10 protein-coding genes are annotated in these 11,624 nt (G+C 68.3%); 1 reads left to right on the forward strand and 9 read right to left on the reverse strand.

Features of this window, described 5'->3' with window-relative positions; genetic code table 11:
• Positions 1-57 precede the first annotated feature (57 nt).
• Both NUV79_RS02510 and NUV79_RS02515 read right to left on the reverse strand, forming a co-directional pair.
• Positions 58-1,581, reverse strand: a complete 1,524-nt coding sequence (locus NUV79_RS02510; protein ID WP_257731492.1) for an ABC transporter substrate-binding protein — start codon at positions 1,579-1,581, stop codon at positions 58-60.
• A 73-nt stretch (positions 1,582-1,654) separates the two neighbouring features.
• Positions 1,655-2,320, reverse strand: coding sequence for an RraA family protein (locus tag NUV79_RS02515; protein WP_257731493.1), 666 nt, complete (start codon positions 2,318-2,320; stop codon positions 1,655-1,657).
• 151 nt (positions 2,321-2,471) lie between these two features.
• Between NUV79_RS02515 and NUV79_RS02520 the strand changes: the two genes are divergently transcribed.
• A complete protein-coding gene (locus NUV79_RS02520; RefSeq protein WP_257731494.1) occupies positions 2,472-3,452 on the forward strand; it encodes a LysR family transcriptional regulator in 981 nt (326 codons plus the stop codon).
• Here the strand turns inward: NUV79_RS02520 and NUV79_RS02525 are convergent.
• From NUV79_RS02525 to NUV79_RS02555, 7 genes are all read right to left on the reverse strand, one after another.
• Positions 3,430-4,674, reverse strand: a complete 1,245-nt coding sequence (locus NUV79_RS02525; protein WP_257731495.1) for a Zn-dependent hydrolase — start codon at positions 4,672-4,674, stop codon at positions 3,430-3,432. The two genes, NUV79_RS02520 and NUV79_RS02525, sit on opposite strands and share 23 nt — an antisense overlap.
• 166 nt (positions 4,675-4,840) lie before the next feature.
• Positions 4,841-5,863 (reverse strand): response regulator, encoded by a 1,023-nt coding sequence (locus NUV79_RS02530; RefSeq protein ID WP_257731496.1) that lies wholly within the window; start codon positions 5,861-5,863, stop codon positions 4,841-4,843.
• 13 nt (positions 5,864-5,876) lie between these two features.
• On the reverse strand, positions 5,877-6,896 hold the full coding sequence (gene cheB / locus NUV79_RS02535; protein WP_257731497.1) for a chemotaxis response regulator protein-glutamate methylesterase: 1,020 nt from the start codon (positions 6,894-6,896) through the stop codon (positions 5,877-5,879).
• 28 nt (positions 6,897-6,924) lie between these two features.
• Positions 6,925-9,192 carry a hybrid sensor histidine kinase/response regulator gene (locus tag NUV79_RS02540; protein ID WP_257731498.1) on the reverse strand — a complete coding sequence of 756 codons (2,268 nt, stop codon included), beginning with the start codon at positions 9,190-9,192 and terminating at the stop codon, positions 6,925-6,927.
• Positions 9,189-9,863, reverse strand: a complete 675-nt coding sequence (locus tag NUV79_RS02545) for a chemotaxis protein CheW (RefSeq protein ID WP_257731499.1) — start codon at positions 9,861-9,863, stop codon at positions 9,189-9,191. Before NUV79_RS02545 ends, NUV79_RS02540 begins: the two co-directional genes overlap by 4 nt.
• A 19-nt stretch (positions 9,864-9,882) precedes the next feature.
• Entirely contained in the window at positions 9,883-11,148 is a 1,266-nt protein-coding gene (locus NUV79_RS02550) for a CheR family methyltransferase (RefSeq protein WP_257731500.1), read from the reverse strand.
• Positions 11,148-11,612, reverse strand: a complete 465-nt coding sequence (locus NUV79_RS02555; RefSeq protein WP_257731501.1) for a chemotaxis protein CheW — start codon at positions 11,610-11,612, stop codon at positions 11,148-11,150. The genes NUV79_RS02550 and NUV79_RS02555 overlap by 1 nt, the downstream gene beginning before the upstream one ends.
• Between the last annotated feature and the right edge of the window lie 12 nt (positions 11,613-11,624).

The raw sequence follows: 11,624 nt of genomic DNA on the forward strand, positions 1-11,624 counted from the left end.
GGACAGCGCCGCTACCGGCTTTAGACCGATAGCGGAGCGGCGATAGGTGTGAAGCTGTTACTTCCAGCTCGACAGCCACCAGCGGGCGAACTCGTCCGGATGGGGCTTGAAGGTGAGCTGCTGCGACAGGCCGTAATTGATGTTGAAGTCGTACATCGGCAGCCAATAGGCCTGATCGGCGATCTTCTTCAGCGCCTTGGCATAGTTCGCCTCGCGCAGCGCCCGATCCTGCGAGGTGTCGGCCGCGTTGACCAGCTCCATGACTTCCTTGTCCTGGACGAGGTCGTCGGCGCCGCCGCCGAAGAAGTTGGAGATGATGAAGGCGACGTCGCCGGTGCCGTAGCTGCCCCAGTTGGTGAAGAAGGCCGGCAGTTCGCCCGCGCGCCATTTCTGCACGCCGGCAGCATATTGCTGCTCGTTCAGCGTGGCGCGGATGCCGACCTTGCCGAGATCGTTGGCGATCGCCTCGGCGACCGGGCGCGGCATGGCGGCGAAGACCATCTCGATATCGACGCCGTTGGCGAAGCCGGCTTCGGCCAGCAGAGCCTTGGCCTTGGCCGGGTCATAGGCGTATTTCGTCACGTCCTGGGCACAGCCGAATTGCTTGGGGTTGCAGGCGGCGTTCAGCACCTGCGAGGCGCCGCCGGCGAAAGCCTTGACGATGGCCTCGCGGTTGACGGCGTGGTTGATCGCCTGCCGGACCTTCAGGTTCTTGGTCGGGTAGTCCTTGCCCTTGCCGGTCACGGTCATGCCGACATAGGAAATCCGCATGATCGGGCCGTTGACGATCTGCACGCGGCTGGCGAGGCGCGCGGCCTGGTCCGGCGGGATGCGCCAGGTCCAGTCGAGCTTGCCGGCCATCAGCTCGGCGAACTGGGTGTTGAGCTCGGGGATGGTGCGGACGACGATCTTGCCGATCGCGGGCTTGCCCTTGGGGCTGCCGGCATAGTGGCCGTCGAAGCGCTCGAAGGCGTAACGGATGCCGGGCGTCATCTCGGTGAGCTTGTAGGGGCCGGTGCCGACGGGCTTGGCCGCCATGCCGGCCGAGCCGACCTCCTTGAAATAGGCGGCCGGATAGATCGGCAGCGCATCGGCGAGCATCTCGACCGCGCCGGCGAAGGGCTTGGCCATCTTGATGCGGACTTGGAAGTCCGAGACCTTCTCGACCTTGTCGATCCAGTCGACCGCGATGCGGAAGCGCGTGCCATAGGCCGGGTCGAGCACGGTGGTCAGGGTATAGACCACGTCATCGGCGGTGAACTTGGCGCCGTTATGGAAGGTCACGCCCTCGCGCAGGTCGAATTCCATCGTGGTGGGATCGACGAAGCGCCAGGCCTTGGCCAGCGCGGGCTTGATCTCGCCGGTGTCGAGATCCTTGTAGAGCAGGCCGTCATAGATGTGCCGGGCGAGGATCAGGCCTTCGCGGCCGGCGATCTTGTAGGTGTCGAGCGCTTCCGGCTCGAGCGCGAAGGCGGCGTTCAGCGTATCGTCGGCCTTGCCGGCCAAGGCCGGAGCCGGCGCGAAGGCGAAGGAGGCGGCGAGAAGCGCGCCGGCCAGCGCGGTCGTTCCCAAGATTTTCATCGGTGTGTTCCCCTGTGTTGTCTGGATGATGATCCGATCGAAACCCGCCTCTGTGGGCGGTGCCGCGACCGGCCTATAAGGCCCGCAGCTTTTCGTAGAGCGCCCGCGCGCCGTTGATCTCGTCGATGCGTTCGCCCTTGAGGACGCGCGCGATGATGCCGGGCTCGGCCGCCTGCATGGCGGCGCAGGTCCGGGCGAGAGCTTCCGCTTCGGCGGGATCGATGATGCAGACGCCGTTCTCGTCGGCGAGGACGAGGTCGCCGGGGCGCACTGTCGCGCCGCCGCACTGGACGGTCTCGCCGATCGCGCCGCCCTTGCCGAGGAGCTTCGTCGTCAGCGGCGAGCGGCCGCGACACCAGACCGGCAGGCCCGAGGCCCGGATCGCCGCGACATCGGTGACGAAGCCATCGATGACGACGCCGACGATGCCGGCGGCCTGGGCGGCGGCGGTCATCACCGCCCCCCAGCAGGCATGACGGTCGTCACCCTGGCGGTCGATGACGAGGATGTCGCCGGGCTTGGCCTGCGTCAGGGCGCAGGAGAGCACCGCGCCGTCATCGGGTGGGACGCTGACGGTGAAGGCCGGTCCGCAGACGCGCGGGCCCTCGATGACGCACTGGATCGCGGGGACCATGAAACCCTCGGTCAGGATATGGCCGAGCGTCGCGGTCTCGATCTCGCGGAAGAGCGCGGCGCGCTGTGCGATCGAGGCTTCGGCCGATGATCCGGTCGCTGTCATGGTCGCCCTTGCGCTGGAGGATGTCGCGTTCTGCCGAACCTACGGAAGCCGCGAAACCGGGTCCAATAGACAGTTCCTATGCTAAGCATAGGCTTGCCACGGCAGCGGGTTTGCATAAGGGGCAGGGACGACCGAACGGGGAGAGGCTCGCTTGAGCGGAACGAAGCCGAAGCTGCACCATCTCAACTGGAACCTGCTGCATACCTTCCTCGTCATCGTCGAGGAACGCAGCATCACGCGGGCGGCCGACCGTCTGCTCGTGCGCCAGCCGACGGTGAGCGCGGCCCTGCAGCGGCTGGAAGAGACGCTGGGCGGCCAGCTTATCCAGCGCGACAGCCGCCGCTTCGTCCTGACCAAGCGCGGCGAGCTGCTCTACAAGGAATGCGTCGACATCTACCGCAGCGTGGCGCGCATCGGCGACCGGCTGTCGGAGGATCATGACGACCTGACCGGGCTGGTGCGACTGCTCGTCGTGACCCATGTCGTGCTGCCGCCGCTCGACCGGACGCTGACGCTGCTCAATCGCAAGCACCCCGGCGTCAGCGTGCGCATCGACGTCGCCAACAGCCAGGACATCGTCCGCGCGGTCTCGCAGAAGCTCAGCCCGTTCGGCTTCTGCTTGCTCGCCAAGCCGTTGGCCGGGCTCGACTGCCGGCCGCTATTGCGCGAGGAGTTCGGCATCCTGTGCGGGCGCGGGCATCCGCTCTTCGGGCTCTCGGATGTGCCATTGGCGGAACTGCGCGACGAGCCCTTCGTCGCGCTCGCCTGCGGGCAGGACGGAGCGCTGGAGCCGATGGTCTCGGTCCGGGAAGGGGCGGGGCTCGGCAGCCGGGTCGTCGGCTCCAGCCCCAATCTCGAGGAGGTTACAAGGATGATCGCCGCCGGGCTCGGCATCGGCATCCTGCCGCTGGCCTCGGTGGCCGAGGCGCTGGAGAGCCGCTCCTTGTGGAACCTCGCGCGGCCCGAGGACCTGCTCGGCGCCGACCTCTATTTCATCTCCAACCCGGCCATGCAGCTCAGCGCCGCGGAAGAAGCCTTCCTGCGACTGTTCGAGCAGCGGCTCAGCGCGACCGAGGAGGAGCCGGCGGCCGAGACTGCTGCGATTCTGCTCAGCGATCCGCCCGCGCCATGACGGTGTGAAGCAGCACGTTGAGGCCGGGTTCGAGGTCGTCCTTCGTGCAAAGCTCGGCATTGTTATGGGTGATGCCGCCCTTGCAGGGCGCGAAGATCATCGTCGTCGGGGCATGGCGCGCGACGAAATAGGCGTCGTGCCCAGCCTGGCTGAGGATGTCCTGCGTGCGGTAGCCCAAGGCCAGCGAGGTCTGACGCACGCTGTCGATCAGCTCCTGCGCGAAGATCCTGCCGCCCCATTTCCAGATATCGAGGATCTCGGCGGTGCAGCCGGCGCGGGCGGCGGATTCGCCGACGGCGCGGCGGACACGCTCGGCCATGACCTCGGAGGTTTCGGGATCGGGATGGCGCACGTCGCAGACGGCCTGCGCCCAGTCGGAGAGGATGCCCGGCTTGTTCGGCCAGGCGGCGAGGCGCGCCGCGGTCGCCTTACCGCCGCCGGCGGCATAGGCCCAGCCGATCTCGTCGGTCTCGACCAAGAGGCGGGCGCCGGCGAGCAAGGCGTTGCGGCGGCGCTCCATCGGCCAGGGGCCGGTATGGGCGGTCTCGCCCTTGAACTCGACGAGCATGCCCGTGCTCGGGAAGCCGCCGGTGACGACGCCGACCTGCATGCCGTCGCGGTCGAGATAATAGCCCTGCTCGATATGGAACTCGACATAGGCGTCGAAGGCATGCGGCGCCGCTTCCATCTCGCCGCGATAGCCGATCCGCTCCAGCTCCTGGCCGATCGTGCGGCCCTCCTCGTCGGTGCGCCCCAGCGCCCAGTCGAGCGTATAGGCGCCGACGAAGCAGCCGGAGCCGACCATCGGCGGCGAGAAGCGCGCGCCTTCCTCGTTGGTCCAGTTGACGATCTCGATCGGCCGGCGCGTGCGGTGGCCGAGTGCGTCGAGGGTGCGGCAGACTTCGAGCCCGCCGAGCACGCCGGCGATGCCGTCGAAGCGGCCGCCATTGATCTGCGTGTCGAGATGGCTGCCCATCACCACCGGCGGCAGGCTGTCATCGCTGCCGGCGCGGCGGGCGAAGATGTTGCCGATGCCGTCGACGCGCACGGTGAGGCCTGCCTCGCGGCACCAGCCGACGAAGGTGTCGCGCACCTCCTTGTCTGCATCGGAGAGGGCGAGACGGGAGAGGCCGCCCGGCCGGCCGGGGCCGATCTCGGCCGAGCGCTCGATCGTGGTCCAGAAGCGCTCGATGTCGATACGGGCCGTGTCGAGGCTGGGCATGACGGGTCTCCTCTCCGCCGGGCGGGGCGGGAGCTGCTGCGGGGCGATGAAGCGACGGGTTCGGCACCGCGATCGCAGGCGAACCGTCCAGCTCAGGATTTCAGGCGAGAGGCGGCGCAGGCAAATAGATATTGCCTATGCTTGCCATCGGCCGGCTCCGGGACCGTCAGCGGTTCGGCGGCAACTCCGCCGAGACGAGCCGGTTGCGGCCCTCGTTCTTGGCGCGGAACAGGGCGAGGTCGGCGGCATTGACCAGCCGGGCCGGTTCGCTTTCGCCATCCGGCCAGGCGGTGGCTACGCCGACGCTGATCGTCACGCGGTCGGCGCCATGCGCGATGTTGAGGTTGCGCACGCCCTGCACCAGCCGGTCGGCGACATGGATCGCCCCTTCCTGCGGCACGCCGGTCAGGATGACCACGAATTCCTCACCGCCGAAGCGGGCGGCCAGGTCGGTCGAGCGGGTGGAGCCGTCCTGGATGACGCGCGCGATCTGCTTCAGCACGTCGTCGCCGGCGAGATGGCCGTAGGCGTCGTTGTAGCGCTTGAAATGATCGACATCGATCATCAGCACCGAGAGCGGGCTCTGGGTGCGCTGGCAGCGCCTCCATTCGGCTGCGAGGTACTCGTCGAAATAACGGCGATTGCCGAGGCCGGTCAGGCCGTCGATCCGGGTCAGGCGCTCCAGCTCCAGATTGGCGCGCATCAACTCGCGCTGGCTCTCGCGCAAGGCGCGATAGGCCTCGTCGCGCTGGAGATGATCGAGATAGGCACGGGTGTGGTAGCGCACCCGTGCGATCAGCTCGATCTTGTCGGGCAGCTTGACGAGATAATCGTTCGCGCCGGCCTGGAAGGCTTCGCTCTTCGTCGCCGGGTCTTCCTTGGTCGAGAGCACGATGACGGGCACGGCATGCAGCGCCGGATGCTTGCGGTATTGCCGGACGAGATCGAGCCCGTCGACGCCGGGCATCACGAGATCCTGCAGGATGACGGTGGGCTTGACGCGCTGGGCGACCGTGATCGCCTCCAGCGGGTCGGTGCAGTAGTGGAAATCGACATCGCCGTGATGGGCGAGCGCACGCCGAACCGCCTCGCAGACCATGACCTGGTCATCGACCAGCAGGACCATGGACAGATAGCTGTCGGCCGGCGCCGGGACATCAGGCAGGGAAGATTTCGTTTCGCCTGTCATGGGGCAACCTTCATCAGGACGACGGAGCGCACGCCTCGGTCAGGCGAGGGGCGATCGCGGCCAGCGGCAGAATCTCCGCGGCCGCGCCGATCGCAGCGGCAGCCTTGGGCATCCCGTAAACCGCGCTTGTGGCCTTGTCTTGCGCTATCGTCAAACACTGCCTGTCGCGCAGGAGCTTCAGTCCACGGGCGCCGTCACGGCCCATGCCCGTCAACAGGACGCCGACCGGGTCGCCCTGCCAGCGCTCGGCCACGCTTTCGAAGAACACGTCCACCGACGGGCGGTAGGGATAGTCGCGCGGCTCGGCCCGGTAGCTGAGCTCTCCGCTTGCCTTGAAGATGAGGTGATCGGCGCTGGCCGCGATCAGCACCGCACCGCGCTCCGGCCTGTCACCATCGCGGGCCGGGCGGACGGGCAGGCGGCAATGCTGGCTGAGCCAGCTGGCGAAACCCGGCACGAACTGCTCGTCGAGATGCTGCACGAGGATGATCGCGGCCGGGAATTCGGGCGGCAACCCGCCCAGCAATGTCGCGACGGCCGCAGGGCCGCCTGCGGACGCGCCGATGGCGACGAGGCGTTGCGAAGGAGACGTGGGAGTCGGCGGCCGGCGCTGGCTGCGGGGCGTCGGGGGCAGGCTGCGCGAGAGCCGGCCGATCGTCGTGATGCGCGCGAGCAGCGCCGCGGTTTGCGCCGAGGAGTGGCCGGTCAGGCCGACGCTGGGGATGTCGACCGCGTCGAGCGCGCCATGGCCCATCGCCTCGTAGACGCCGGAGATATTGGCATCGACGCTGGCGGTGACCAGCAGGATCGGGCAGGGCGTCTCGGCCATGATCCGGCGCGTCGCCTCGACGCCGTCCATCTCCGGCATGTTGAGGTCCATCAGGATCAGGTCGGGCCGGTCGCGCCGGCAGGCCTCGACGGCCTCGCGGCCGTTCATGGCGATCCAGGCGACCTCGTGTTCCGCCGTGGAAACGATGACGCGCCGCAACAGTTCGACCGCCATCGGCAGGTCATTGACCAGCCCGACTCTCATGAAACGCCCCCACAGCGCATGCCCTGATTCATGGCTCGCCGATCAGGTCGACGACCGCATGGATCAAAGTTTCGTCGTGGAAGCTCCCCTTGGTCAAATAGTAATCCGCGCCGGCATCGAGCCCGCGGCGGCGGTCCTCCTCGCGATCCTTGTAGGAGACGATCATCACCGGCAGGTTGCGCAGGCCGGGGTCGCGCTTGATCAGCGTCACGAGCTCGATGCCGTCCATGCGGGGCATGTCGACATCGGTGACGACGAGATCGAAGCTGTCGGAACGCACCGCGTTCCAGCCGTCCATGCCGTCGACCGCGACCTCGACCTCGAAGCCGCGATGGTCGAGCAGCTTGCGTTCCAGTTCGCGCACCGTCAGCGAATCGTCGACGACGAGGATGCGCTTGCGCCGCTTCTGCCCTGCGCGCGTGACGCTGCGCTCCAGAGACCTGAGACGCCCGCCCGAGACCAGCTTCTCCATCGAGCGGATCAGGTCCTCGACATCGAGGATCAGGACCGGCGAGCCATCGTCCATCAGGGCGGCGGCGCTGACATCCTTGACCTTGGCGAGACGGGGATCGAGCGGCCGGACGACCAGCTCGCGCTCGCCGAGGAAGCGATCGACCACGAGCGCATAGAGATTGTCGCCCTCGCCGACGACGACCGTCGCCAACTCCGACCCGTCCGCTACCGCTTCGCCCCGGCCGAGAATCTCATGGGCGGTGACGAGCCCGACCTGCTGCTCGTCATGGCGGAAATGCGGGCGGCCTTCGAGCAGTTCGATCTTGTCGCGCGGCAAGCGCAAGGCGCGGGCGATCGCGGTCAGTGGCAAGGCATAGGGCTCGCCGTCGATCTCGACCAGCAGCGCACGGATCACCGAGAGCGTCAGAGGCAATTGCAGCTGGAAGCGCGTGCCGATGCCGGGCTCCGAGGCGATGGTGACCTGGCCGCGCACCTGCCGGACCATGGCCTGCACGGCATCGAGGCCGACGCCACGGCCCGAGATATCGCTGACCGTCGCCTTCATCGAGAAGCCAGGCAGGAAGAGGAACTCGAGCAGTTCCTCCTCGCTGAGGTCCCAGACCGTCTCGGCCGTGGTCAGGCCGCGCGCGAGCGTCGCCTGCCGGAGCGCTTCGAGATCGATGCCGCCGCCATCGTCCGAGACGATGATCTGGAGCAGGCCGGCATTGTGCCGGGCTTCGAGCCGCACCAGGCCCTCGGCCGGTTTGCCGTTGGCACGACGCTGCTCGGGCGCTTCGATGCCGTGATCGACGGCATTGCGCAGGAGGTGGCCGAGGGGCGCGTCGAGCTGGTCGAGGATGTCGCGGTCGATGCTGGTGGCGCCGCCGACGATATCGAGGCGCACGGTCTTGCCGAGCGCCCGGCCGATATCGCGGACATTGCGCTGAAAATGCCGGACGCCGTCTTCGAAGGGGCGCATGCGGCTCGCGAGCGTCTCGTCATAGAGCCGGTTGGCGAGATCGGTGGCGTGTCGGTCGACCGTGTCCATCTCGTCGAGGCGCTGGGCGAGGAGCGCCTGGCCTTCGGCCAGCTTGAGCTGCGCGGTGGCGAGCGCCTGGGCGGCGCGATCATCGGTCTCGGCCGGCATGGCGGCGCGCAGGTCCTCGAAGCTTTTGGCGAGCTCTGCCTGCACGCGCCGCAGCCGCAGCAAGCCGTCATTGAACGGCCGCAGCCGGCGCGCCGACATCAGCGACTCGCCGGCGAGGCCGAGCAGGCGGTTCAGGCTGTCGGCCGTGACCCTGACCATGCGTTCGCCGGCCGCGCCATCCCCTGTCGAGGCTGGCGTGTCAGAAAGGACAGGCGCCGGGGGAGCGGCCGCTTCGGTGGCCGGGGCTTTGTCCGCGGGAGCTGAAACGCCCTGAGCTGCACTCGGCGTGGGCGCCTCCGCTTCATCGGAGGCCTGTCGCAGGACCTGCGCGAAGGTCTCGATCCTGCTCCTTGTTTGCGCTTCGGGCTCCTCCGCTCCGGCTGCGATCGCCGCAAGGAGGTCCAGCCCCGCCAGCAGCGCGTCGATATGCCGTTGGTTCAGCCGGAGCTTGCCGTGCTGCGCAGCGACGAGGCATTCCTCCATCTCGTGCGCGACCTGCACGGCCGGTGTGAGATCGATGATGCGGGCGGCGCCTTTCAAGGAATGGGCCGCGCGCATGCAGGCTTCGAGATGAACCGCGGCGGTCGGGTCGCGCTCGAGGGCGAGCAGGCCGGTCGTGAAGGCCTGCGACTGTGCCGCGAGCTCCGCTCGGAACAGCTCGAGCATGGAGAGGTCGCTGAGATCCTCGCCGCTCATGCGATGCTCCGGTCGATCAGGTCGAGCAGGCGGCCTGCATCGAGGCAGCCAACCGCGCGGCCCTCCCACGGAATCATCGCCGCGACGACGCTTGCCGCCGAGCGGCCGACCGTTGCCGGAACCGCGCTGCGCTCATGGGCGCGGTAGGTGTGGAGTCCGTGGACCTCGTCGACCTCGAAGGCGACGTGACGGGCCTCTTCGCCGGTGACGACCAAGCGCGGGAAGACGGCGATCCGCTCCGCGCCACGAGAGATGACTGCACCGCCGATGCCGAGCAGGGCCTGTAGCGAAACGCAGATCAGCAATTCGCCGCGAACGTTGACGATGCCGCGCACGGCCTCGCTGCGGCGATGAGGCAGGGAATGGACGGGACGTGGTTCGGCGATCTCGCGGCAGATCGCGGCCGGCAGGCCGAGCCATTCCTCGCCGATGCGGAAGATCAGGACGCTGTCGATCTCCTCGCCTTCGGGCGCCTTCTCCTCGCGCCCCGCGAAATGCCGTGTCCATTCGTCGCGATAGCCCGGCGGCAGGGGGCGGTCGAGCAGCTTGCGGGCGATCTGCGCATGGGTCGGGCAGTTGCGGCAGTGGAGCTGTTCCTCCAGCTCCGGACAGGAACGGTCGCCGCTGACGCCGATCTCGCGCCAGCACTCGTCGATGCCTTCGGTCGTCATCGGGGGGGGGCGGCGGACATCAGGTGCCGCTCCGCTTGGCCAGCCGGTCGAGCCGGTCAGCGAGGGCCTTGGCGGCGCCATGGTCGCCTTGCCGCTGCTGGAGCGCCCGGAGCTGGGCAAGGGCTCGCTGGTGGTCAGGCGCCAGATAGAGCGCCTTGCGGTAGTTGCGCATGGCATCCTCGACCGCATCGGCGGCGTCATGAGCCAGTCCCAGCCAGTAGAACGCATCGGGCGAAGGGCCGAAGTCGGCGATATGGCGTTCGGCCGCTGCGCTCACTTCGGTCAGGCGTCCGGCATCGGCCGCGCGCTCGATCTCGGTCAGGCTGGCGGCTGCCTGGTCGGGCGAAGGGGCGGATGTCTGGACGGTAGCAGCCTTCTGCGCAAAGGGGCGAGGCGCCGGTTTGGGCGCCTGCGGCAAGGGGGCTGCCTTCACCGCGGCTGGTCTCGGCTTTCGCGCGACGGGCGGCTCGGTCGGCTTCACGCGTGCGGCTGCTGCCTTCACGAAGGCGAAAGCGCGGGGGAAGCGCACCGAAGCGAAACCGCATAGCACCGGCAGCCCGGATTCGGCCGGACCGACCAGCAGCAGGCCGTCATCGGCCAGCATCTGCCGGAGCCGGGTCAGGGCCGTTCCCTGCGTTTCGCGATCGAAATAGATCAGCAGGTTCCGGCAGAAGGCGACATCATAGGTTTCCTGCCCGGCTTGCGTCGCCGTGGCGAGGACGTTGCCGAGGCGGAAGCGGACATGCCGGCGGACGATGCCGTGCGGCCTGAAGCCGCCTTCCGCAGCCTCGAAATAGCGGTCGCGAAAGGCGATGTCGGCGCCGCGGAAGGAGTTCTTGCCGTAGATCGCGCGCTCGGCATGGACGAGGTTGCGGCTGCTGACATCGATCGCGTCGATCTGGAAGCTGCCATCCGGGAAGCCGGCATCAAGCAGGGCCATGGCGATGGAATAGGGCTCCTCGCCGGTCGAGCAAGGCAGGCTGAGCAGCTTCAGTGGACGGCCGATCGCGCGGTTCTCGCGCAGATGCCGGATCATCGCGCCGAAGGCCTCGCGATCGCGGAAGAACCAGGTCTCGGGGACGATGACGGCATCGACCAGCTCCTGCCGCTCGGCCGGGCTCGACGTGACGAAAGCCCAGTAGGCGTGGAGATCGGAGATGGCGCAGGCCGTCATCCGCCGCTTCAGGGCATGGCGGATCACGGAGGCGCCGACGGTCTCCATGCTCAGGCCGATGGTTTCCCGGAGCAGCTTCTCGAAATCCCGGATCGGAGCGGTCTCGTCCATCACGGCTCCGCCGCTTGCTGACGGAACAGGATGTCGCGGATTTCGGGCGTGAGCAGGGCCTCGCCCCGGACCCATTGGACCAGCCCGCGCTCGTCGCTCGCGACCGGGCCGAGATAGGGCGGCATGCCGGCCTCGACGCCGGACGCGGCGAAATCGGCGGCATCGCGCTCGATGGTCTCGACGGCCTGCTCGACCAGCAGGCCGAGAAGATCGTCGCGGCCCAGGTCAGATGGATAGCGCAGCAGGATGATGCGGGTGCTCAGGCGCGGCTCGGCCGGGCGCCCGAGCGCCAGCAAGGCGAGATCGACCACGGGCACGGGCCGGCCGCGATAATTGATCGCGCCGGCCACGCCCGCCGGTGCGCCGGGGAGTTGCTTGGTCGCGAGCAGCGGCAGCACGGCCTCGACCTGCCCGGTATCGAGCACGTAGCGGTCCTGCCCCAACTGGAACATCAGAAACAGCATCGCGCGGTTCCG

Origin of the sequence: Allobosea sp. 47.2.35 (assembly GCF_024655635.1) — a bacterium.
Taxonomy (GTDB): Bacteria; Pseudomonadota; Alphaproteobacteria; order Rhizobiales; family Beijerinckiaceae; genus Allobosea.

Excerpts from the sequence above, each read along its gene's own strand:
- NUV79_RS02530 (WP_257731496.1), bottom strand. The coding sequence starts at position 5,863 with ATGACAGGCGAAACGAAATCTTCCCTGCCTGATGTCCCGGCGCCGGCC.
- cheB (WP_257731497.1), bottom strand. The coding sequence starts at position 6,896 with ATGAGAGTCGGGCTGGTCAATGACCTGCCGATGGCGGTCGAACTGTTG.
- NUV79_RS02550 (WP_257731500.1), bottom strand. The coding sequence starts at position 11,148 with ATGGACGAGACCGCTCCGATCCGGGATTTCGAGAAGCTGCTCCGGGAA.
- NUV79_RS02510 (WP_257731492.1), bottom strand. The coding sequence starts at position 1,581 with ATGAAAATCTTGGGAACGACCGCGCTGGCCGGCGCGCTTCTCGCCGCC.
- NUV79_RS02540 (WP_257731498.1), bottom strand. The coding sequence starts at position 9,192 with ATGAGCGGCGAGGATCTCAGCGACCTCTCCATGCTCGAGCTGTTCCGA.
- NUV79_RS02525 (WP_257731495.1), bottom strand. The coding sequence starts at position 4,674 with ATGCCCAGCCTCGACACGGCCCGTATCGACATCGAGCGCTTCTGGACC.
- NUV79_RS02555 (WP_257731501.1), bottom strand. The coding sequence starts at position 11,612 with ATGCTGTTTCTGATGTTCCAGTTGGGGCAGGACCGCTACGTGCTCGAT.
- NUV79_RS02545 (WP_257731499.1), bottom strand. The coding sequence starts at position 9,863 with ATGACGACCGAAGGCATCGACGAGTGCTGGCGCGAGATCGGCGTCAGC.
- NUV79_RS02515 (WP_257731493.1), bottom strand. The coding sequence starts at position 2,320 with ATGACAGCGACCGGATCATCGGCCGAAGCCTCGATCGCACAGCGCGCC.